At 64.5% G+C, this 22,017-nt stretch carries 24 protein-coding genes and 1 pseudogene; 10 read left to right on the forward strand and 15 right to left on the reverse strand.

What is annotated here, in order from left to right; genetic code table 11:
* A pseudogene (locus tag BMX17_RS27035) lies at window positions 1-131 on the reverse strand (TRAM domain-containing protein); the annotation flags it as partial.
* A 10-nt stretch (window positions 132-141) separates the two neighbouring features.
* Between BMX17_RS27035 and BMX17_RS25305 the strand changes: the two are divergent.
* Window positions 142-414 (forward strand): hypothetical protein, encoded by a 273-nt coding sequence (locus tag BMX17_RS25305; RefSeq protein WP_139203574.1) that lies wholly within the window; start codon window positions 142-144, stop codon window positions 412-414.
* 13 nt (window positions 415-427) lie between these two features.
* On the opposite strand, the gene BMX17_RS27040 is transcribed toward BMX17_RS25305, so the two are convergent.
* From BMX17_RS27040 to BMX17_RS18005, 7 genes are all read right to left on the reverse strand, one after another.
* On the reverse strand, window positions 428-580 hold the full coding sequence (locus tag BMX17_RS27040) for a phage terminase large subunit family protein (protein WP_244515052.1): 153 nt from the start codon (window positions 578-580) through the stop codon (window positions 428-430).
* 654 nt (window positions 581-1,234) lie between these two features.
* Window positions 1,235-1,381 (reverse strand): hypothetical protein, encoded by a 147-nt coding sequence (locus BMX17_RS26325; protein WP_170845468.1) that lies wholly within the window; start codon window positions 1,379-1,381, stop codon window positions 1,235-1,237.
* A 47-nt stretch (window positions 1,382-1,428) separates the two neighbouring features.
* Window positions 1,429-1,650 (reverse strand): DUF8139 family protein, encoded by a 222-nt coding sequence (locus BMX17_RS17985; protein ID WP_092662665.1) that lies wholly within the window; start codon window positions 1,648-1,650, stop codon window positions 1,429-1,431.
* 183 nt (window positions 1,651-1,833) lie between these two features.
* Entirely contained in the window at window positions 1,834-2,814 is a 981-nt protein-coding gene (locus BMX17_RS17990) for a tyrosine-type recombinase/integrase (RefSeq protein WP_092662667.1), read from the reverse strand.
* Window positions 2,814-3,344: a hypothetical protein gene (locus tag BMX17_RS17995; protein ID WP_092662669.1), complete on the reverse strand. Its 531-nt coding sequence runs from the start codon at window positions 3,342-3,344 to the stop codon at window positions 2,814-2,816. Before BMX17_RS17995 ends, BMX17_RS17990 begins: the two co-directional genes overlap by 1 nt.
* Window positions 3,345-3,451: 107 nt before the next feature.
* On the reverse strand, window positions 3,452-4,573 hold the full coding sequence (locus BMX17_RS18000) for a hypothetical protein (protein ID WP_139203575.1): 1,122 nt from the start codon (window positions 4,571-4,573) through the stop codon (window positions 3,452-3,454).
* 97 nt (window positions 4,574-4,670) lie between these two features.
* The gene (locus tag BMX17_RS18005; RefSeq protein WP_092662673.1) at window positions 4,671-4,916 is read right to left on the reverse strand and encodes a hypothetical protein; all 246 of its coding nucleotides are present in this window, start codon (window positions 4,914-4,916) and stop codon (window positions 4,671-4,673) included.
* A 143-nt stretch (window positions 4,917-5,059) separates the two neighbouring features.
* On the opposite strand from BMX17_RS18005, the gene BMX17_RS18010 reads away from it, so the two are divergent.
* Window positions 5,060-6,028 carry a phosphoadenosine phosphosulfate reductase family protein gene (locus tag BMX17_RS18010; RefSeq protein ID WP_092662675.1) on the forward strand — a complete coding sequence of 323 codons (969 nt, stop codon included), beginning with the start codon at window positions 5,060-5,062 and terminating at the stop codon, window positions 6,026-6,028.
* A gap of 211 nt (window positions 6,029-6,239) precedes the next feature.
* On the opposite strand, the gene BMX17_RS18015 is transcribed toward BMX17_RS18010, so the two are convergent.
* Window positions 6,240-6,449: a hypothetical protein gene (locus tag BMX17_RS18015; protein ID WP_139203576.1), complete on the reverse strand. Its 210-nt coding sequence runs from the start codon at window positions 6,447-6,449 to the stop codon at window positions 6,240-6,242.
* 147 nt (window positions 6,450-6,596) lie between these two features.
* On the opposite strand from BMX17_RS18015, the gene BMX17_RS18020 reads away from it, so the two are divergent.
* Window positions 6,597-7,229 (forward strand): adenine nucleotide alpha hydrolase family protein, encoded by a 633-nt coding sequence (locus BMX17_RS18020; RefSeq protein WP_092662679.1) that lies wholly within the window; start codon window positions 6,597-6,599, stop codon window positions 7,227-7,229.
* Window positions 7,230-7,253: 24 nt separating this feature from the next.
* Here the strand turns inward: BMX17_RS18020 and BMX17_RS18025 are convergent, their stop codons facing one another.
* The 3 genes from BMX17_RS18025 to BMX17_RS18035 all read right to left on the reverse strand — a co-directional run bounded on the left by BMX17_RS18025 (window position 7,254) and on the right by BMX17_RS18035 (window position 9,803).
* A complete protein-coding gene (locus BMX17_RS18025) occupies window positions 7,254-7,778 on the reverse strand; it encodes an Ig-like domain-containing protein (RefSeq protein WP_092662681.1) in 525 nt (174 codons plus the stop codon).
* 69 nt (window positions 7,779-7,847) lie between these two features.
* Window positions 7,848-8,267, reverse strand: a complete 420-nt coding sequence (locus tag BMX17_RS18030) for a VOC family protein (RefSeq protein ID WP_092662683.1) — start codon at window positions 8,265-8,267, stop codon at window positions 7,848-7,850.
* 36 nt (window positions 8,268-8,303) lie between these two features.
* Window positions 8,304-9,803: a DUF790 family protein gene (locus tag BMX17_RS18035; RefSeq protein WP_092662685.1), complete on the reverse strand. Its 1,500-nt coding sequence runs from the start codon at window positions 9,801-9,803 to the stop codon at window positions 8,304-8,306.
* 81 nt (window positions 9,804-9,884) lie between these two features.
* On the opposite strand from BMX17_RS18035, the gene BMX17_RS18040 reads away from it, so the two are divergent.
* Window positions 9,885-10,304 (forward strand): hypothetical protein, encoded by a 420-nt coding sequence (locus BMX17_RS18040; protein WP_092662687.1) that lies wholly within the window; start codon window positions 9,885-9,887, stop codon window positions 10,302-10,304.
* Here the strand turns inward: BMX17_RS18040 and BMX17_RS27045 are convergent.
* Window positions 10,301-11,713: a DEAD/DEAH box helicase family protein gene (locus tag BMX17_RS27045; RefSeq protein ID WP_092662690.1), complete on the reverse strand. Its 1,413-nt coding sequence runs from the start codon at window positions 11,711-11,713 to the stop codon at window positions 10,301-10,303. The genes BMX17_RS18040 and BMX17_RS27045 overlap by 4 nt on opposite strands.
* Window positions 11,714-11,824: 111 nt before the next feature.
* Here BMX17_RS27045 and BMX17_RS27050 point away from each other — a divergent pair, with 111 nt between their 5' ends.
* The 6 genes from BMX17_RS27050 (at window position 11,825) to BMX17_RS18075 (ending at window position 18,006) form a co-directional block, all read left to right on the forward strand.
* Window positions 11,825-12,427 (forward strand): hypothetical protein, encoded by a 603-nt coding sequence (locus BMX17_RS27050; RefSeq protein WP_092662692.1) that lies wholly within the window; start codon window positions 11,825-11,827, stop codon window positions 12,425-12,427.
* 68 nt (window positions 12,428-12,495) lie between these two features.
* The gene (locus tag BMX17_RS18055) at window positions 12,496-13,212 is read left to right on the forward strand and encodes a nucleotide exchange factor GrpE (protein WP_092662694.1); all 717 of its coding nucleotides are present in this window, start codon (window positions 12,496-12,498) and stop codon (window positions 13,210-13,212) included.
* A gap of 174 nt (window positions 13,213-13,386) precedes the next feature.
* Window positions 13,387-15,318 carry a molecular chaperone DnaK gene (dnaK, locus tag BMX17_RS18060; protein ID WP_092662696.1) on the forward strand — a complete coding sequence of 644 codons (1,932 nt, stop codon included), beginning with the start codon at window positions 13,387-13,389 and terminating at the stop codon, window positions 15,316-15,318.
* A 284-nt stretch (window positions 15,319-15,602) separates the two neighbouring features.
* Window positions 15,603-15,845, forward strand: a complete 243-nt coding sequence (locus tag BMX17_RS18065; RefSeq protein WP_092662698.1) for a hypothetical protein — start codon at window positions 15,603-15,605, stop codon at window positions 15,843-15,845.
* 68 nt (window positions 15,846-15,913) lie between these two features.
* Entirely contained in the window at window positions 15,914-17,068 is a 1,155-nt protein-coding gene (gene dnaJ, locus BMX17_RS18070; RefSeq protein WP_092662700.1) for a molecular chaperone DnaJ, read from the forward strand.
* A 239-nt stretch (window positions 17,069-17,307) separates the two neighbouring features.
* Window positions 17,308-18,006 (forward strand): acyl-CoA synthetase family protein, encoded by a 699-nt coding sequence (locus tag BMX17_RS18075; protein WP_092662702.1) that lies wholly within the window; start codon window positions 17,308-17,310, stop codon window positions 18,004-18,006.
* Window positions 18,007-18,012: 6 nt separating this feature from the next.
* Here BMX17_RS18075 and BMX17_RS18080 read toward each other — a convergent pair whose 3' ends face one another.
* Together BMX17_RS18080 and BMX17_RS18085 are read right to left on the reverse strand one after the other, a co-directional pair.
* Window positions 18,013-19,908, reverse strand: a complete 1,896-nt coding sequence (locus BMX17_RS18080; protein WP_092662704.1) for a histidine kinase N-terminal 7TM domain-containing protein — start codon at window positions 19,906-19,908, stop codon at window positions 18,013-18,015.
* A gap of 59 nt (window positions 19,909-19,967) precedes the next feature.
* Complete coding sequence (locus BMX17_RS18085; protein ID WP_092662706.1) at window positions 19,968-21,986, reverse strand: AMP-binding protein; 2,019 nt, start codon at window positions 21,984-21,986, stop codon at window positions 19,968-19,970.
* Window positions 21,987-22,017: the final 31 nt, after the last annotated feature.

Here is a 22,017-nt window from a genome sequence, read left to right on the forward strand (position 1 = left end):
ACACGGTACGTTTCCCCGTCCTGAAGGTCGCCAAGTTGAATCTCTTGCTCGGGGACTTCGACAACGAAGGAGCCGCCCCGCTCTTCGACAGTGGCAGAGAACAGACAACGAAGTTGGTCGGGAATTTCCATCAGTAGTGTCTTGCACGGGATACACGAGGGAAAACACTTCACTCTGCTGTCCAGACAGGCCGTCAGACAATCTCAAGAAGATGGAAAAGCCCACATATCTGAAGACCTGTATCTGCCGGTGATGAACGACCGCCCTCCCCTCAAAGAACAGGCGGAAGACCATCTCAAGGAAGCCCTTGAAGCGGATAGTCTCGAACAGAAGAACTTCCACATCCGGAGTGCGCTTCAGTTTGAAGAGTGCATAGAAGCCGCTGAACAGGTCGAACACGCACAGACTGACTGATACGTCGCCTACGTCACTCCGGCGCGACTACCTCTTCGCATTCCGGACATTCGGCCCACACGCCCTCTGTGCCGTCGTCCTTCTGGTATTCTACGAGAACCCACGGTTCGGATATAGACTCGCCACAGTCAGGACAGCGACCGAGAGACGATTCGTCCGTGTTCATGCCAAGGGGATGGAAGGAGCGTGTGACAGTGTTCCTTCCATTCGTTGGTTTGGCGTCCTTGAACGTAAGGTTTCGGCAGTACGCCGTTCCCTTTCCGCAAAAGATGGGGTGGCAGTATTAGTCTACAGCTTTTCTATATTGCCACAGTTTGGGCATTGAGTTTTCACACTCCCACTACTCAATAGCCCTCCACTCGTTTCTTCCCAATAACTGGTTCCTTCCAAACATGGAATATGCGCCCAAAGTCCACATTTAGGGCAGTTAAGTCCATTTCCGCCTCTATCAGCATGAACAACTTCTCCTTGACAGAAGTAGCACTGTCCTGCCATGTGTCGATGGCTTTCCGGCTATTCAATAAGTGTTGCCAGCTGATTATTCCATCTGATAATCACTACCCGCTACTTCATAAGTTTCCTCGTACACCGGATTTCCGGTGAATGACTTGTCCGCCACCGTTAACTCGCAGTCACCCGAAGCAAAGAGGACGATGGGTGTCCGCACAGTCGTCACTCGGTTACTGCCCGGTGGTGGGTCCAAAGTAGTAGTCGAGTGTCGCAACTGTGGGACGAACGTGTCGCCGGGGACCGAGGAGTGTCCGGACTGTGGGGGAACCGAGTTCAGTCGATACGAGATTCCGGAATAGGCCTATAACAGCTATTCGTCAGGTAAGTCTCCTATCAATTTTGCTTGCGCGACGGCCAGCGCCTTCTCTTCTTCCGTCTCCGCACCTGCGATTTCGGCAACTTCGTCTTCGTCCTCGGGCAGGTTGATTTCGGGGGACTTGTCCTGTTCGTTGCTCATACCCGGTACTATCAGCCGCAAGACGTGAACCTCTTTCGCTGGTTGGACTATGGCGGTCGAAGGTCACGCCAGCGGAAGTCCACTACTTCACCGTCTTCGAGTTCCACACGAAAGAGAAGCGAATCCCGCTCGTCACCAGTAGCCCGACCAGCTTCGTCTTCGAGTACGGCAACGACCGTCCCGCGAACTCCGTGGTAGCGCTCGTGGTCGGGGTCAGTCTCGTCGGGTATGTCCACGCGAACGCGGTCGCCCTCGGAGAACCGTTGCATACCGCGAAAGAGTGACGGGGGTGAGTTAGTCTTGTCTTCTCTCCGTCCACTCGCACCCGCAGGACTCGCAGGTATAGTGTTCCTTTGTGATGGTCGGCTCTTCCTTCTTAAACATCCATACGTCGCTATCGTCGGCGCAGTCCGGGCAGGTCGCGTCTACGCGGTGGGCAATGGGCATGGAGGTCACTGAAACTGCTTGTCCAGCATATCGAACACTTGGTCTTTGTTCATGTCTCCGTACCGGTCAGCGGTAATATCAACCGACGAGTGACCCATGTATTCGGAGAGGGCCTTCAGGCTCATTTCATCCTCGTCGAACATTTTCTGTCCGAAGTAGTGGCGAAGCTGGTGTGCCGTTACGGTCTTGCGCTCGTGTCCGTTGGCGTCTTGGTAGCTTTCTTGGATTCCTGCGTTTTCAGCGGCTTTTTTCACCACCTTGTTGATTCCTTCCCCGGAAAGCGATTCTGACCGTTCGGACAGGAAGAGTCGGTCGGATTGGGAGGCATACTGGTAGGCTTCTCGTTGACCACCATCCTTCCAGCGCCGCACGTCTTTTTTCATGCCTACAGGGAGAGGGATGTGGCGCTCCGAGGACTTCACGTCAGGGACATACAGCCGCCCTTTCCGTCCTTCGTCAAGCCGAACGGAGTCAACCTTGAGCTTCGATACCTCCGCACGTCGAAGGCCCATCTCTCCCAAGAATCGGATAATAAGTTTGTCTCGCTCCCTATGGCGACTGCCTACGTTGTCGAGCAGTTGCTGGTATTCCTCGTCCGAGATTCCTTTCTCGTATCCCTTCTTCTTCCGGAGCGTCTCGGTTGACCCGTAACTCGTTACTTCGAGGTGCCGAGCCGCCGGGTTGACCTTATCTCGTGCGTAGTCCTGCCCCAACCACTCGTAAAACCGCTTGAGTGCCTGTGCATGATTGGTCACGTCCGCCGAGCTACTCCCATTTTCTTCCAACCGATAGGTGAGATATGAGCCTATGTCTCTCGGCTTCACGTCGTACCAATCCTCGAAACCGTTCTCTTGTAGCCACTCGAAATAGGTTCGGACGTGTCTCTGGTAGAGTTGCCTGCTGTTTTCCGCCAGCCGTTCTCCTTTTCGTGGTCCCTTTTTGACACGCGCCTGCCGCACGAACTGGTCAATATCTTGCTCTCGCATTATCGAGACTCCTTGTAGTACCGCGGTTCCTCGTCGTCCGGTACAACTTCGTGGACGCGTCGGTGGTCTGCCACCAGTTGGTCAGTGGCCTGTTCAACCATCTCTCCCGTCTCATTGAGTGTGTCTGCTATCCACTCGATGGTGCCGAGAAAAGCCACACTGCCGTCTGCTAATTCAGAGGGATTCCCGACGTTCCCTTTCCCCGGGAGAATCTCGAAGACCTCATTTGCCACTGCCCGGACCTCGCGGTTGGCGCTCATTTCCTCCTCGATACGCTCAAACCGCTGATTCATCACCTCTATCTGGTTGTGAAGGAGTTCTACGGTGTCTCCCGTTTCGTATATCTCTTCTTCCACCGACTCCGGTAGACCTGCGGTTTCTCCCCCTGAACTTTCTACTGTGGCCTTGTATTCGGCCATCGCCTTCCTGATAGTGTCTGACAGATTCCGATTTTCCTTCTCGGCTAACTCTTCCCATTCCTCTTTTCGCTCCGGTAGAACGTTGATTCGCACCGCCTTGCGGTCGGCCATCGTAGTTCAAACAAGGGGCTACAGACGGATAAATTCATGTGTAAAGATGCACAGGCTGTGTCGCTTAACAAGTTCATCAGCTGAATCGCGGCTCCGCCTGTTTCTCGCTACGACTGTCCGCTGAGCGCCGCGGTTTCCGTCCCGCTCGAACCGGTGGTCCGCGCGGTTCTCGACGCGGCCTCGCGGACGCTCTCAGGGATCGCCGTGTCGACCGGCGTGTCGAACTCGACGAATTCGGCGTGCATCGTGACGTTGCCACTCCCGGTCGAACTGCCGACTTCGAGGCCGTCGATCTGCACGTCCATCTCGACGTAGGAGATGGTCTCCGTCTCCCTGTCGACACCGACCTCGAAGCGCATCGAATCGATCTTGTCGAGGTCGTCCTCGGCAGGGCCACTACTGGAGTTGGCAAAGAGGCTGGCCAGTCCCAGCAGCGTATCGAGGTCCCCGCTGACGATGACGGTGTCGTCGGTCACCGTCGCCCGCGACCGGTTCGTCAGTTCGACCGGGATGTCGATCGGCGGTGAGACGTCGTCGAACGTCGTCTCCTCGGTCTCGTACTCGTACTCGATCTCGTTCTCGTTTTTCGACCGTTCGTACTCGGTCCCGTTCGCGTACCACGTGTCGACCTGCTGGACGAAGCTGAATCCGCCGAACTCGATGTCGTTCTCCATGGTGGTGTGGGACCGATTGTGAACCATATCGTACCGCCCGGTCCCCTCGCCGCGCATGGTCATCCGGCCGTTCTGCTGGCCCTGGAGCGTGAGATTCATCGACTGACGCTCTTCGGTCACGATGGTATCGACGCCCTGCATCCGCTCGCGGGCCGCCGGTACTGGGTTCTCGATGGCCGTCACCGTCCTGGACTCGCCGGCGGCTTCGACCGTGTACTCGCCGGGCTCGGAGAACACGTGACGGAGGGTGACACTCCGCTCGGCGTTCGCTCCGACGCGAACCGTCTCCGAGGCGACCTGCTCACCGTCGACGCTGAGACCGACCGTGTGGTTCTCGGCCGTGTCACCCTCGTTCACTGCGTCGACTGTGACGGCGTACCCGATCTCGGCGACAGCCTCGTCGTCGAGCGTCGCCGACACGTCGACCGATGCCGCCGCACTGTCTGCTGTTCCATTCTCGCCCGTGGCCGTCGGCGTCTCGGAGCCAGTGAGCCCCGAACAGCCTGCCACCAACATCGCTCCGGCAACTACCAGTACCAACAGTGATCGCTTCATACGAACACGTCAGGAAACCATCGTAAAATACCTGCTGTTCAATCGAACCGTGAGTGGGACTGTCGCTGTCCCTTCCACCGCGTCGTCCCGTGTGGCATCAGCCCCGGTGACGGAAGGTGACGACGGTACTCATTCCCTGCCCGTCGACTTGTTCGGTAGTCACGTTCATCGTGAGCACGTCGTCCTCGTCGACGACGCCGTACGTGATCGCTTCGAGGTCGCTCGCGCTCTCGCCTTCGGCCAGCAGGACGATCCGTACCTGATCGCGGTTGACCGTCACGTCGTCAACGTCGTACCCCTCGTCTTCGAACGCCGCTCGCAGGTCCGCTTGCAACTCGCTCATGGCCTCGCCTACGGCGGCCCCCTTTATAATTCAGGGGCCCGCGACCACTCGCCGTCGCCCGACCGGGGGGATATGGTAGGCTAACCCACACGAACGAAATCCCGAAAAACACTTACCGGGCAGTAATTATATCTCATTACACCATGGCGGAATTCCCAGACTACCTGGACGTCGACTACACGGACGGTGAAGGTGAAGACCCGTCGGACTACCCGACCATCGAGGACAAGATCGAGAAGGCCATCGAGGTCACTCGCGAGGGTCTCGAACAGTACGAGAATCCCGTCGTGATGTGGACCGGTGGGAAAGACTCGACGCTCACCCTCTATTTCATCAAGGAGGTCGCCGAGAAGTACGACCTCGAAGTCCCCCCGGCGGTCTTCATCGACCACTACCAGCACTTCGACGAACTGTTCGACTTCGTCGAGAAGTGGGCCGACGAGTGGGGTCTGGAACTCATCTACGCCCGCAACGAGGACGTGGGCGAGTACGTCGACGAGAACGACCTGACCCCCGGCGACGACATCCCGGTCGACGAACTCAGCGAGCACAACCAACACCACATCCGGAACATCCTGGAGTACGAGGAGGACACCTTCCCGTTCCTGCTGGACACCTACGTCGGCAACCACCTGCTCAAGACGGTGGCGCTCAACGACACCATCGAGGAGTACGACGTGGACGGCATCCTCTCCGGCGTCCGCTGGGACGAACAGGAGGCCCGCGCCGACGAGACGTTCTTCTCGGCCCGGCACGACCCCGACATCTACCCGCCCCACGACCGCATCCAGACGATCCTGCAGTTCGCCGAACCCGACGTGTGGAACGCCTACTGGCACTTCGTCGTCCCGGACACCGTCGACGAGTACCCCGACGACGGCCACGTTCCCCAGGGCCAGGACGACATCCCCGGCGACCTCACGAAGGACGACCTTCCGGTCTCGCCCAAGTACTTCGCTGGCTTCCGATCGCTGGGTAGCGAAGTGAGCACCGACAAGTCCGCCGAGGAGCCCGCCTGGCTGCAGGACATGGAGAACACGACCGAGCGCGCCGGCCGCGCCCAGGACAAAGAGGACCTGATGGAGCGCCTGCGCGATCTCGGTTATATGTAGGACCCTAAATTTTTACTTCGAGGGGATTCGCCTTCGGCGAACCCCTCTCGCAAAAATTTAGTACAAAAACTCCCTCCGCGCTCCCTTCGCCGGCGCGTAGCGCCGGCTGCCAGCGGGACCTTCTGTCCCGCCCTGGTCGCGCGGAGTGAACCGGCGCGCCACAGACGCGCCGGATGCTGGACTCCACAGCCCCACCGACCACCCAACCACCCTACCGCCGCACTTTCGTGGGGTTCTCGGCCCGGATGAACGCCTCGCCAGTCTCGGGATCGGCGAAGACCAGTCGGCCCTCGGCGTCCCGGCCCTCGACCCACTCCGGAAGGTCGGGGATGCCGTAATCCGCGGGGTCGTAGAACTGTGCGGCGATGGTCCAGGCACGGGCGCGCATCCGCCCGCCGCTCGCGTGCGTATGCTGTTTCATATCGAACGTTCCCGAGGCCACGCATAAGGGCACGCAAACGGCCGACAACGGCCACGGCGATGGCGTTTGCGAGGATTGACGGGGACGGCTCCCTGATCGTCCCTGCGTCCGGAACACCTACGGCGATCGCTCTCCCAGCCACCGGCAATGACCGACGGCGTTCCGGACCACTCCGGAGTCGACTACACGGACGGCGCGGGCGAGACCCCCGCGGACTACCCGACGCTGGCCGCGAAGTTCGAGCGCGCCAGTGACGTGGTGGGGAAGACGCTCGACGCGTACGACGCGCCGGCCGTGATCTGGACCGGTGATCGGGACTCGACGCTCGCGCTCTATCTGGTCCGGGCGGTGGCCGCCGACCGAGACCGTCCGCTCCCGCCGGTCGTTCTCGCTGACTCCGTCGCCCCCGACGCCTTCGTCGCCCGCTGGGTCGACCGCTGGGGGCTCGATCTGGTGATCGCTGGTGACGACCGACTGGCGACCGTGATCGACGACCACGGCTTCGACGCCGTGATCGCCCCGGACCGTGGCAACGACCCCGACACCGCGGCCGACGAGTCCTTCGTCGCGCCGACGCGGGACGGTGCCGTCACCTACGACCGGATTCGCCCCCTGCTCGTCTTCGACGCGGAAGCGGCCCGGAACGCGACGTGGGGCTTCGTCGTGCCCGATACCGTCGACGCGTTCCCGGCCGGCTATGTCCCGGAAGATGCCGACGGTCTGCCCGACGGGGTGGAACTGGCCGACGTGCCCGTCAGTCCGGGGACGCTCGAAGACTGACCGGTGTGACGCCGTCTCGTTCCTTCAGTCGCAGGCGACCTCCTCCCATTGCGTCCTCGACATCACCGTCCCGTTCTCCCGGACCCGGATCGTCGTTCGCTGGTCGCTACAGCGGAAATCCGTGTGGGTCACGCGCAGCGTTTCCGTCTGTTCGCTGGACTCGGTACCGACCGTCAGCGTATACCGGTCCGGGTGGAGAATCCGGACCAGATACGTCCCGTCGGGCGGGAGCGTGACCTGCCTGTCGACGAGCGTTTCGCCACTCTCCTGATGCACGAGTCCCACCTGTAGTGTCCGCCTCGTCGTCCCGTCGTTCCAGAGGAGGATCGGCAGACCGCCTGCGCCGCCGCCGATTCGCACGCCGCTCTCCGGATCGGTTTTGGTCCCGCTGTAGAGACCACCGACTTCACCGTCTGGGTTCGGGTCCGTCACCGTCGACACGCTCGGTGGGCCACCGGATAGCGCGGGAAACACGACGGCGGCGATCCCCCCACCGACGGCGACGATCCCCAAAACGACGAGGACCCCCACCACTGCGCGGCGCTGCATACCGTCACCTCTCTCCCGGGGTGGTACGTGTTTTGTGGTCCGTTCGACCGAGTGATCGTTCGCCAGCGCCTACAGTTCCAGCACTTCCACCAGATGTCCGTCCGGATCGCGCAAAAAGCAGATTCGCGTCCCGCTCTCGGTGGTCTGGGGTTCGCTGATCGTGGGCACGTCGTCGGGCAGGTCGGCGTAGAACCCGTCGAGGTCGTCGACTTCCAGCCCGAGGTGGGTCACGCCGGGCTTGTTCAGCCGGCCTTCCGGGTGCCTGTCGCTCGCCGACTCGTACTCGACGAGTTCGACGCGCGCGCCGTCGGCGTCGAGGTGGGCGAAGTTCGCGGACGCGCCCGCGATGCCGACGCCGGTGGCGAATTCTTCCCCGCCGACCGAGAACTCCGATAGTACGTCGAGCCCGAGCGTGTCCCGGTAGAACTCGACGGCCCGATCCAGATCCGACACCGTCAGGCCGACGTGGTGTGCCGTGAGGTCCTGCATACCGGTCCATCCGCCGAGCGCGACAAAACCGCTTCGCTACTTCTCTCTCACCGTGCCGCCACCCAGCCCCTCCCACTCCACCCGGTACCCGAGCCGCGAGAGGACCGCGCTGGCGTCATCGAGCCCGTACTCGTCGAGTACCGCCTCGGCCTCGGAGAGTGCCATCCCGGTCTCGATCTCGTCGGCCAGCACCTCCAGTACGGCGGGCCGGACGAGGGTTCGCCCGACCAGCTCGTGGGTGGGGAACGATTTGCCTTCGAGGGCAGATCCGCTGACACCGTGGCGGTCGGCCAGTTCGTCGAGGGTGATCGCGTCGTCGTCGGGAGTGAGTTCGTCGGGGAGGTCCGCAGCGGCGTCGGCGGCCAACTCGTCCTCGTAGCGCCGGAGCGCGTCCCTGACGTCCTTGAGCCGGACGGTCCCGGAGTAGGGGATCGCGCGGTGATCGCGGGCTTCGATCGCCTCGCCCACCCCGAGGCTCTCGTCGACGGCGACGAGCATCTCCACGTCCTCCAGCTCGGCCAGCCGGTCGAGTTTCTTCTCGACGTACTCGGGCGTCCAGAAGCCCATGATCTCGAAGAAGACTCGAAAGTCCGCGTGCCGGTAGTCGAAGGCGAAATCGGGGACGACGACGTGGGCTCCGGCCGCGAGCGGTTCGGGTTCCCGGCGCAGTTCCCAGTCCAGATCCAGCGACTGGAAGCGAGTGGCGAAGTCCGCTTCGACGCCGCTGTCGAAGGTCATCTCGGTCACGGGCTCTGTGTCGGGGACCGACACGTCCGCGTCGGTCAGGGTCATCTCGCGCTCGGTCCCGCGGTCGTCGACGGTCGCGGTGAGGGTCCACTCGGCGGTACCCGTGACCGTCCGGAGCAGGCGGGCGAAGCGGGTGCCGTAGCGGCGAGTCGCGCGAAAGAGGGCGTCCGGGCCCGTCACGACTATCTCGCGGCCCCCGTCGGTCCGGCGAATCTCGTACATCAGGCGGAGGCGCTTGACCGCCGAGACGACGCTCTTAGGGTCCGAGGACCGCACCCGGACCTCGGTGGCGTCGAAGAGGGCGGTCTGGGCCAACGAGAGGTTGTACTGGGCCACGAGGTCGGCGGGCTCCCAGCGGACGTTCGGGTCGGCGAGTACCTGCTCGCACTCGCGGTCGGCGTACAGGGCGCGGTCGACCGCGGCGGGATCGCAGTCCAGCCGGTCGGCCGCGGTCGCGAGTGCCTGCTCGCGTTCCTCGCTGGTGACGACGCCGATCTCGGCAGCGGCCTCGAACGCGGCCTCGCGGGCGCGACGTGGTTCGACCGGTGCGCGGGTCTCGAAGACCGCCTCCCGTTCGAGGAGTTTGGCGAACCCCCGGACGAGTTTGAAGTCGTCGGCCTCGCGTTCGAGGTCGGTGAGCGCGTCCTGCAGGACCGTCCGGGACTGACCGACGTGGCCCTGGTAGACGCCGATCACGCGGGCCGCCAGCGCCTCGTCGTCGGGGTCGGCGAAGCGGGGCTGGTAGCCGCCGCCGGCCCGGGACACGCGGAGCAGGTCCTTCGTCAGCACGGTTCGGGAGTGGCGAGCGAGCGACAAAAAGCCCCACAGTGAGAGAGAAGATTCATGCCTCGTCACTGTCGACCGACCTGTATGCATCGCCGACAGGTCCTGTGTGCGTTCGTGGTGGTCGTCGCCCTCACCGCGGGCTGTATGAACACGCCGCGGCCGACGCTCCAGCCCCCTTCCGGCGAGGTCGACACCGGCGACGGCGACCAGTCGGTCCCGACGCCGGAGCCGAACCGCTTTGCCGTCCCCGACTGGGAGACCCGCGCCGGCGACAACACCACCGTCATCGACATGGAGGTCTGGAACAAAGCCGACCAGCGACGGGGTGTCCGGGTGTCCGTCTCCCGGCAGATCGGTAACCGGACGGTCGCAGGATCGACCGATCTCGTCCTCGGCGCGAACGAGACCGCACCGACCGAGATCACCCTCGACGTGCCGTACGACGAGTTCTGGGAGGGATCGAATCTGGACTTCGATCTCGAAGAACGGTCGGTCGGTGCCTAACGACGACGACGCGCAACCCGTTCCTCGGCCGTCTCCTCGCTGACGATCTCGTAGAGGAGCGCTCGGCCCGGACTCGCAGTTCCGTCCCCGTTGCTGTCCCCGTCGCCGTTGTCTCCGCCTTTCGGGCGGAGGATGCGCCCGAGTCGCTGGGTGAACTCCCGTTCGCTTCCGCTGCCCGAGAGGACGACCGCGACGTTGGCGTCGGGCACGTCGATGCCCTCGTTGAGGACGTTCGCCGTCACGATCGTCGAGTAGGTCCCCGCCCGGAACCGCGAGAGGATCTCGCGGCGCTCGTCGGCGCTCGTCTCGCCCGTGATCGCGGGCATCAGGAACCGCTCGGAGAGGCGATAGACGAGATCGGTGTGGGCGGTGAAGACGATCACGCGATCCTCGCGGTGCCGGTCGAGGATGCTCGCGAGTTCACCGACCTTCCGGTCGGCGTTCATCATGATCTCGCGGGCGCGCTGTTTGGCGAGCAAGGCCTCCCGCGCTCTGGGGTCGCTCCCGGAGCGCTTGACGAGTTCCTGGTAGTCGCTTCCGCTCCGGAGTTCGATGGTCGACTGGGCGAGGTAGTCGGTGAAGGTGCCCTGGTGGCGCTCGTACGCCTCGCGTTCCTCGGGAGTGAGCGCGACTTCGATCCGCTTCAGGTCGTACTCGGCGAGGTGGTCGCCCGCGAGGTCGTCGGCGTCGAGCCGATAGACCACCGGGCCCACGAGGTCTTCGATCACCTCGTGTGCGCCGTCGGGGCGCTCGAAGGTGGCGGTCAACCCGAGGCGAGCGGGCGCGGCGAACAGCCGGCCGATGTCGCGGTACCCCTCGCCGCCGAGGTGGTGGACCTCGTCGCAGAGGAGCAGGCCGAACTGATCGCCCACGTCGTCGGCCCGGAGGTACGCAGAGTCGTAGGTCGAAACCGTGAGGGCCTCGGCGACCTGCTTCCCGCCACCGAACTGTCCGACCGGCACGTGGAACTCCCGCTGTAGTTCCTCGCGCCACTGTTCGAGCAAGTCGATGGTCGGCACCACCACGAGCGTCGGCACGCCGAGCCGCTCGATGGCTGCGATCCCGATGACCGTCTTCCCGCTCCCGGTGGGGAGTTCGAGGACGCCGCGGGGCGCAGGCTGGCTCTCTGCGGCGCTATTTCCAGTGTCGTCCGTGTCCAGCCAGGCGTCGAGCGCCGTCCGCTGGTACTCGCGGAGTTCGTAGGCGGACTGGAGATCGAGCGACTGGCGGTCGAGGACGCGATCCTCGACGGCGACACCACGCTCGTCGAGCGCGCGCCGGATCTCGTGGTACCGGACGGCCGGGGCGCGCCCGGTCCGGGAACGGTGGTCGCGCTCGACGCCGGGCAATCCCGCCGGTACGTCGCCGGACAGCCGAATCGTCCCGTCCTCGAAACGCAACGTCAGCACGGCCGTACCTACGCTGGGACCCGGAAAGAACCCACCGCCTGCCGTATCGAACTGCGGTGCCGACCGCCCCGCGCCGAAACCGACAAATGTTGCCGACTCGTAGTCGGACGTATGCCCTGGGTCGATCCGCACGAGACGGACTCCGAGCAGTGGGCCGGGGACGCGGCCACGGACCGGTCGTGTACGTCGGTCTACCAGCGGGCGCTGGAGACGGGGCGGCCGTTCGAGCGGACCGACAAACTCGTGTTGCAGGGGCCGTCGGTGGCCGAGGAGTTCCGAACGCGGGGGTACGAGCGGGCGCGGATCGACTACCACCTCGCCGTCGAGAGCGACGGGCGGGTGAAACTGCTCGCCAGGGGGCACCTCTGGGGCGGCGAGGAGCCACACCAGCGCTTTCGCGCCCAGTATCGGCGGGAGGGTGAGCCGACCGAGACGGTGCCGTTCGACGAGTATCTTACGTGGACGCGCTACCAGTACGGAGCCATCGACGTCGAGAGCGGCCGGCTCACGTTCGAAGCCGAGAGCGATCGCGAGGAGCGAATGCGCCGACTCGACTGGACGGATCTGTACGCGCCCGACCGCTTGCGACTGGCCGAACTCGAACTGATCCGCAACCCCGCGCTGGCCCGGTACGCGCTCCGGGACCGCGGCGACTGGCGGGCCGTGGCGGACGCGTTGCGGTACAATCCCGAGGCGTTCGCGGTTCGACCGTGAGACTGGACGTCCGGGTGCGGGCGACGGATTTCTGAACCCTTTTACCCATCGCGGGGCACTGTACGCACATGAGTGAGCAGGACGCCTCCGGAACGGACGACGCCGACGAGCCGGCAGCCGACGACGCGGCGGACCCATCCCCCGACGACGAGGCGTCCGCCGCCGACACGACGGCCGACGAGTGGGATTCGCTCGACGACGTGGCCGAGGACGGCGACGGCGAGAGCGGCGACGCCACCGAGTCGTTCGAGGCCGGCGAGGACCTGCTCGACCGCGTCGCGTCGACCGACGACGAACAGCTGGCAAACGAGATCGCCTCGCTCCGGATGCGCGTCGACTCCCTGGAGTCGGAACTGGAGACCCGCGAGGACGAGGCCGAAGAACTCGAATCCAAGCTCGCCCGGACGAAGGCCGACTTCCAGAACTACAAAAAGCGGATGAAAAAGCGCCGCGAGGAGGAGAAACAGCGGGCCACTGAGGACCTGGTCGAGCGCCTGCTCGACGTACGGGACAACCTGAAACGCGCGCTCGAACAGGACGAGGACGCCGACATCCGCGACGGGATCCAGGCCACGCTTCGCCAGTTCGACGAGGAACTGCAACAGGAGAACGTCGAGTCGATCGAACCTGAACCGGGGCAGGACGTGGACCCACAGCGCCACGAGGTCCTGCTCCGGGTCGAGTCCGACCAGCCCGAAGGCACCATCGCGGAGGTCCACCGCCCGGGCTACGAGATGGCCGAGAAGGTCATCCGGACGGCACAGGTCACCGTCAGCGAGGAGTGACGGCCCGAGGTCGGGTCGCTGGCCCGCTTCGCGCTGATTGCGGTACGTAATATATCTCCCGGTCAGTGCCCGTCGCCGCGGGCTAAAACGCCGGAAGCAGTTGGGAGCGGTCGGGTTCGTTCCTCTCCAATCTAGCAACTTTTAACCGATTCAGACCGGTAGGTGGGGACAACAATGGCGAGCAACAAGATTCTCGGTATCGACCTCGGTACCACCAACAGCGCCTTCGCGGTGATGGAGGGGGGCGACCCGGAGATCATCGTCAACAGCGAGGGTGACCGAACCACACCCTCGATCGTCGCCTTCACCGAAGACGGCGAGCAACTCGTCGGGAAACCGGCCAAGAACCAGGCCGTCCAGAACCCCGACAACACGATCCAGTCCATCAAGCGCCACATGGGCGAGGACGGGTACACCGTCGAGATGGACGGCGAGGAGTACACCCCCGAACAGGTCTCGGCGATGACCCTCCAGAAGATCAAACGCGACGCCGAGGAGTACCTCGGCGACGAGATCGAGAAGGCAGTCATCACGGTCCCCGCGTACTTCAGCGACCGCCAGCGCCAGGCCACCAAAGACGCCGGCGAGATCGCCGGCTTCGAGGTCGAACGCATCATCAACGAGCCGACCGCGGCCTCGATGGCCTACGGGCTGGACGACGAATCCGACCAGACCGTGCTCGTCTACGACCTCGGCGGCGGGACGTTCGACGTTTCTATTCTCGATCTCGGCGGCGGCGTCTACGAGGTCGTCGCAACCAACGGTGACAACGACCTCGGTGGCGACGACTGGGACGAGGCCATCATCGACTATCTGGCCGACGAGTTCGAGGCCGAACACGGCATCGACCTCCGGGACGACCGGCAGGCCCTCCAGCGGCTGACCGAGGCCGCCGAGGAGGCCAAGATCGAACTCTCCAATCGAAAGGAGACGACGGTCAATCTGCCCTTCATCGCGGCCGACGACGACGGCCCGAAGGACCTCGAACAGAAGATCACGCGCGCGAAGTTCGAGTCCCTGACCGAGGATCTGGTCGACCGGACGGTCGGCCCGACCGAGCAGGCACTGGCGGACGCCGGCTACTCCAAGGGCGACATCGACGAGGTCCTGCTCGTCGGTGGATCGACCCGGATGCCGATGATCCAGGACAAGGTCGAGGACCTGACCGGCCAGGAGCCAAAGAAGAACGTCAACCCGGACGAGGCCGTCGCGCTGGGCGCGGCCATTCAGGGCGGCGTCCTCTCCGGTGACGTGGACGACATCGTCCTGCTGGACGTGACGCCCCTCTCGCTCGGGATCGAGGTCAAGGGTGGCCTGTTCGAGCGCCTGATCGAGAAGAACACCACCATCCCGACCGAGGAGTCGAAGATCTTCACGACAGCTGCGGACAACCAGACCTCCGTGCAGGTCCGGGTGTTCCAGGGCGAACGCGAGATGGCCGAGGAGAACGAGCTGCTGGGTGAGTTCCAGCTGACGGGTATCCCGCCCGCACCCGCCGGAACGCCCCAGATCGAGGTCGGCTTCAACATCGACGAGAACGGGATCGTCAACGTCGAGGCCGAAGACAAGGGCTCGGGGAACGCCGAGTCGATCACCATCGAGGGTGGTGCCGGCCTCAGCGACGAGCAGATCGAGGAGATGCAGGAGGAAGCCGAGGAACACGCCGAGGAGGACCAGAAGCGCCGCGACTTCGTGGAGGCGCGCAACGAGGCCGAGTCGGCGATCCAGCGCGCGGAGAAGCTCCTCGACGAGAACGAGGAGGAAATCGACGCCGACCTCGAGAGCGACATCGAGGCCGAGATCGACCGCGTTCAGGAGGCCCTCGAGGAGTACGAGAACGTCGACAGCGACGAACTCGAAACTGCGTCGGACGCTCTCGAATCGGCGACTGAGAGCCTCTCGGAGGAACTCCAGGAGATCGGCAAGCAGATGTACCAGGAGCAGGCCCAGCAGGCTGCTGGCGGTGCGGGCCCCGGTGGTGCTGGCGCTGCGGGCGCAGGTCCCGGTGCGGGAGCCGGTCCAGGTCCGGGCGGTGCGGGTCCCGAGGGTGGCGACGAGGAGTACGTAGATGCGGACTTCGAGGATGTTGACGAGGACAAGGACTGAAAGGACGAGTCTTCGTCAGCACGTCAGCGATTTGCGCTGACGGTGCCTCGAAAAGTGAACGGAGTGAACTTTTCGAGTTAGACGAGGGCGACGACGAGTAACGCGAGGAGTCGTCCTCCTGAGCCCGCCAGACATCGGAGCTTTCTGAGCTTATGACGAGGGCTGAAAGGAGGTGTCTTCGTCGGCTCGATAGACGAGCGTCAGGTTTCGCGCCTCGACTGATTATAAATACAGACATATACATAAGATAATACTTTTGCCTGTCAGAACCTGAACTCGAACCGATGGACGGACAGGGAGTGCTGGCACGGGTAGTAGCGACCGCGAAGTGGCTCGTCTACTGCGGGGCGGTCGCGATAGTCGGTGGGGGAATCGTCTTCGTGTTGGCCGCGGCGTGGCTCGGGATCCCGGTGAAGAAGGCGCTCCGTGAGACGCCGGTATCCGGTGCGGTCTCGCCGTCGATGGTGGCGGTCGGCGTGTTGCTGGCGGCGGTGGTGATCGTTCTCGACGCGGATATGCGGTCGTAGACTGGGCGGGACGGCGCTGGCCGACCCGTTCTTTTCAAGTACCTCAATCGAATAGGGTGGGACAACGAATGAGCGAGGATTTCTACGACGTACTCGGCGTGTCACGGGATGCCACCGAGGACGAGATCAAGCAGGCCTATCGAGAGAAGGCTCGGGAGTACCATCCCGACGTGAGCGACGATCCCAACGCCGAAGAGAAGTTCAAGAAAGCCAAGACGGCGAAAGAGGTCCTCACCGACGAGGAGAAGCGCCAGGCGTACGACCGGCTGGGCCACGAGCGGTTCGAGCAGGCCCAGAAACAGGGCGGGTTCAGCGGCGGTGGCGGCGGGGCACGCGGGCAGCGCGGTGCCGGCGGTGATCCGTTCGGACAGGGCGGTCCCTTCGGCGATATGGGCGACATCTTCGAGCAGTTCTTCGGCGGTGGCGGCGGTCGCGGCGGTGCCCGCCAGGGGACCGATCTCCGAACGGAACTCTCTATCACCCTCGAAGAGGCAGCCAGTGGCGTCGAGAAGCAACTGGCGATCACCCGGCCCGAGAACTGCCCCGACTGTCACGGCGAGGGGCACCCGCCCGACAGCGACTCGCGGACCTGTCCGGAGTGTGAGGGTCGCGGACAGGTTACCCGTGTCCAGCAGACGCCGATGGGACGGGTCCAGCAGACGACGACCTGCCGGCGCTGTGAGGGTGAGGGCACGCTCTACAGTGAGACCTGCGACACCTGTCGCGGGAAAGGCCAGATCCGCAACGAAGTGACCCTGTCCGTGGAGGTCCCGGCTGGGATTCGGGACGGCCAGACCCTCCGGATGGAGGGCGAGGGGGCACCCGGCGAAGGCGGTGGGCCCAGCGGCGACCTGCTGATCGAGGTGTCGATCGAGGACCACCCCGAATTCGACCGGGAGGGCGAAGACCTCTATCACGAGTACGCCATCTCGTTCCCGCAGGCGGTCTTCGGGGATACGGTCGAGGTCTCGACACTCGACGGGGCGGTCGAACTCGAAATCCCGAAACACACCCAGAGCGGTGAGGTGTTCAGGCTCGACGACAAGGGGATGCCGAAACTCCGTGGTCGCGGGAACGGCGACCTGTTCGTGCGGGTTCGGGTCGTCACGCCGGAGAGCCTGAACGACGAGCAACGCGAGGCCCTGGAGGCGTTCGCCGAAGCCGGCGGCGAGGAAGTCGACGTCGAGCAGGGCTTTTTCGAGCGGCTGAAAAACAGCTTCTGAGCTTTCGGCTCCGGTCGCTTCTGTGAGTCCAACTGTCTGATAGTTCCGCCACAATTAGACTTAATATTATGAACTATATACCTACAAGCGGCGCGGGGTCGGTATCGGTCACTCGACCGCTATTGGTAATCCCACCCCTTCCCCCCTTGGCGGCCTCGCGCCGTTTCTCCATTCGGGAGACCGAATGCGGCACGCGGCCGTGGCAGACGACTTAAACCGGCCCGGCAGTTACGATCGGTATGGACGTCATCGGCGATCTCGTCGCGCGCGAGCGTCGGGTGAAAGAACCGCTGGTGTACGGCGACGGGTCACAGCCCTACACCGCACACAAGTTCTGTACCGACGCCTGGAAGACTGCGAGCCTGTTCCGGTACCACGGCGTGGGTCCCGAGCGGGCCGTCGCCGTCGCGGTCGACCCGGCACCGCAATCGCTGCTTTCCGTGTTCGGCGCGGCGCTGCTGGGCGCGCCCGTGCGGTTCGGGCTCCCCCCCGAAGGAGACCCGCGGGTTGTCGTCGGTCCCGCCACGGAGATCGAGGGGCTGAGCGTCGAACCCGGCACCAAACGCGTGATCTACGGCGACGAACCGTCGGAGCCCGACGTGATCCACTTCGAGCGGGATATCTGGAGCGAGAACCCCACGATGCCGCCGGACACGGTGGCGACGGACCAGTCCGCGCTGATCACGGCGAACCGGACCTACACGCACGAGGATCTGCTGACCGCCGCCGAGCGCGTCGTCGACCAGCGGGCCCTCACGGAGGACGACGCCGTCGCGGTTCGCGCGTCGCTCGCTCGGCCGGGGACGCTCGTCGCGGGCGTCTTCGCGCCCCTGCAGGTCGGTGCCTCGGTACTGCTGGCCGAGAACGGGCCGGAGCCCACGCTCGTCGTGGGCGGTGAGGGACCGTCGGGCCTCGATCCCGACGACGTACTGGACTGAGCGGCGTCACTCCCTCGTCGCCGGTCGCACGGCTTCCGTGGGCCGTGCGCCGGTGACGAGTTCGATCCGGGTCCCGCCCGACTCCGAGTCGGCGACGCGAACGTCCCAGCCGTGCCCGGCGGCGATGTCCGACACGATGGACAGTCCGAGGCCGGTCCCGTGTTCACTCGTGGAGAAGCCGTCTTCGAGGACGCGCTCGTGGTCGTCGGTCGGGATGCCGGTTCCATCGTCGGCAACGAAGATACCCGTGAGATCGCCGTCGGTGAACGATCCGACACGGACCCTCAGGTCCGCGTCGCTGGGTTTCACGGTGTCATCGGACGCAGTCCGATGGTCTGCCGAGGTTTCCTCGGCACCCTCACCAGAACGCGAAGCGTTCCGGGTGCCTGTCGAACCGTGTTCCACGGCGTCCTGACGAGCCTGTGAGTCAGGGCTCGTGGAACCGTGTTCCACGGCGTCCTCCTGAGTGGGCGAAGGGGGGCTCGTGGAACCGTGTTCCACGGCGTTCCGAAAGAGGTTCTCGAAGGCCTGTGAGAGCTGGGATCGATTCGCCCGGATCGTCTCGTCGGTGAGAACGGCCAGGGTGGCTCCGCCGGAGTCGATGTGGTCCCAGGCTTCCCGTGCGAGGTCGTCGACGGCGACGGGTTCGCGGGTCAGCTCGTCGTCGCCGCGGGTCAGTGCGAGCACGTCGTCGATGATCTCGCCCATCCGGTCGGCACTCTCGACGATGGAGTCGAGGTGGGGCTCCACGTCGTCGGCCTCGCGGGCGACCTCGGCGCGGCCGCTGATGACGCTGAGGGGGTTGCGGAGGTCGTGGGAGACGACGCTGGCGAACCGCTCGAGCCGCTCGTTCTGCCGTTCGAGTTCTTGTTCGCGTTCGGTCCGCTCGGTCACGTCCCGGACGATGATCGTCTGGCCTACGTGGCGGTCGCGCGCATCGTGCAGCGGGAACGCCTCGATCTCGTAGTAGCGGCCGTCGAGCCCCGCCTCGAACTGCACTTCTTCGCCGAGGTCGGCGACTGCCACGTAGTAGTTGCGAACCGTCGGGTAGTCGGCGAGGATGTCCTCGACGTGTTCCCCGACGACCCGCTGGTCGGGATCGACCCGGAAGAACCGCCGTCCCATGGGGTTGATGTCGACGAGTCGGCCCTGGCAGTCGACGGTGAACACGCCCGCGCTGAGGTCGTCGATGACGCGGTGGCGACCGACTGGGACGAGGTCGAGCAACTGCGCCCGGAAGACCGCCCAGACCAGCGCACCACCGGTGACGGCGAACGCGATGGGTGTCACTCCGGCCGGGGCCAGCCCGGCAGTCCGGAGAGCGTGGCCGATCCAGGGAACGGCGACTGCGACCAGCATCGCCCCGGTCTGGTAGCGGTAGGTCGCGGCGGCATCGACCGCGAAGCTCAGTAGCATGACGGTCGCGGCGGCGATCAGCGAGTAGGTGAAGACGGTGTTCAACAGGAATCCGAGACCGGGTTCGAGCAGGTACCCCGTCGGTCGCGTCGCGTCGAGGCCGCCGACCTCGAAGAAGAGCCCGTGGGTCGGGTTCGTGAACGCGACGACGGTCGCGACGATCGGCACGACCGAAAGGGCCAGCAGGTACCGCGGTCGCACCCACGCCTCGCGGTTGGTGTACTCCAGTACGAACACGAAGAAGCCCACGACCACCAGGTTCGAACCGGGCACGACGAACCGGTTCGCCATCAGGGCTACCGGGGTGCCACGCGCCGCCGTCGCGACGAGCAGGGCCCCGATCCAGACGAGTTCGCCGACCATGGTGGCACACAGCGGTAGTGCGCCGATGCGCTCGCGGTTGTGCCAGGTGTAGTACGTGAGCAGGGCCGACAGTCCCCCGGCCAGTACCAGCGCCGCCTGGAACAGCCACAACCAGGGGGGCATATCGCATACGGACAGGTCGATCCGCCTAAGTGTTCGTCCGCGATTCTCAGATGTTGTAACTACCGGGCGTCCTCGATGGCGTCCAGCGCGGCCGGGTTCTCGATACTACTCATGTCACCGAGGTCCTCGCCCTCGTAGGTTGCCTGGACGGCCCGGCGGATGATCTTGCCCGACTGGGTCTTGGGGAACGCCTCGACGAAGAGGACTTCTCGGGGCCGGAACGGCTTGCCGAGTTCCTCGCCGACCTGTTCGCGGATCTCCTCGCGGAGGTCGTCACTGGCCTCGAACTCGTCTTCGACGATCACGTAGAGGACGACGGCGGTGCCGGTGGTGTCGTCGTCGGCACCGATGGCGGCAGCCTGGTTGACGGCGGCGTGGTCCATCGCCGCGCCCTCGACCTCGGCGGGTCCGACTTTGCGGCCGGCCACGTTGAGGGCGTCGTCGGCCCGGCCGTGGAGGAACCAGAAGCCGTCCGCGTCCTTCTGGGCCCAGTCGCCGTGGTCCCACAGGTCGTCCCAGGTCGACCAGTACTCGTTGAGGTAGCGCTCGTCACCGCTCCAGAGGGATTTGGTCATCGAGGGACAGGAGTCACGCGCGACCAGATAGCCCCGTTCGTGGGTGTCTTCGATCGAGGTCCCGTCCGAATCCACGATGTCGATGTCCATGCCGAGTCCGGGTCCACCGAGGGTGCAGGACTTGAGGTCGTTGATCGGCATGGGCATCAGGAAACAACCACAGATCTCGGTCCCGCCGGAGATGTTGATGATGGGCGTGTCGCCGCCGCCGACGGTCTCGTGGAACCACTGCCAGGACTCGGGGTCCCAGGGTTCGCCCGTCGAGCCCAGCAGGCGCAGACTGGAGAGGTCGTGGCCCTCGACCCACTCGTCGCCCTGCTTGCGGAGCGCGCGGATCGCGGTGGGTGAGATGCCGAACTGGGTGAGATCGTGGCGGTCGATCATCTCCCAGAACCGGTCGGGCTGGGGGTGGTCCGGTGCGCCCTCGTACATGAAGATGGTCCCGCCGAAGGTGTGGTTCCCGATCAGGGTCCAGGGCCCCATCATCCAGCCGATGTCGCTGACCCAGAAGAAGCGGTCTGCGGGCTTCAGGTCGAACCCGAAGTACAGTTCCTTGGCGGTCTGGGTCTGGACGCCGGCGTGGGTGTGGACGATCCCCTTCGGTTTGCCGGTGGTCCCCGACGAGTAGAGGAGCATCGACTCCTGATCGCTGGGGAGCGATTTGGTGTCGTAGTCGTCGGACTGGGTGGCGACGGCGTCGGCCCACCACTCGTCGCGGCCGTCGGTCATCGGGATCGAGAGATCCGTGTCCGGGTCGCTCGCGCCCAGTCGGTCGTAGACGATCACCGACTCCACGTCGGTGTCGGCCTGTGCGATGGCCTCGTCGGCGGTCTCTTTGAGCGTGACCGGATCGCCCCGCCGGAGGAACCCGTCGCCCGTGACGAGGACCGAACACTCGGGGTCCTCGATGCGCGTGGCGGTGGCGTCGACGCCGAAGCCCGAGAAGATGGGGACGGCGATAGCGCCGACCTTGAAACAGCCATAGAGGATCGAGACGACTTCGGGGACCATCGGCATATAGAGCCCGACGGTGTCGCCGGTCCCGATGCCCCGCTGTTCGAGCGCGTTAGCCACCTGGTTGGCCTGTCGCTGGAGTTCGTGGTAGGTAACCTCTCGAATCTCGCCGTCTTCGCCCTCCCAGATGGTGGCAACCTTGTTCCGGCGCTCGTTGTCCGGGGCGGCGTGGCGGTCGACCACGTTGTGGGCGATGTTGAGCTCGCCGCCGGGGTACCAGTCGGTGAACTGCGGGCCGTCCGTGTCATCGCGGATCTGGTCGTACTCCTCGTAGAACTCGATCCCGAGGTAGTCGACGAGTTCGTCCCAGAACCAGTCGACGCCCGATTCGGGCACGCCGTCGATGTCGGTCGTGGTTCGCTCGATCAGTGCCTCGTAGTCGTCGATGTCGTAGGTCTGCATGAACTCCCAGACGTTGGTCGACTCGACGAACGCCCGGCTCGGCTCGTGGACGATCTCGTCGAGATCGGCGAGGGACTCGGATGCCATGGTCCGGTATTCCGCCGACCCGCTAAAGTAG

The organism is Halorientalis persicus, assembly GCF_900110215.1.
GTDB classification, from domain to species: domain Archaea; phylum Halobacteriota; class Halobacteria; order Halobacteriales; family Haloarculaceae; genus Halorientalis; species Halorientalis persica.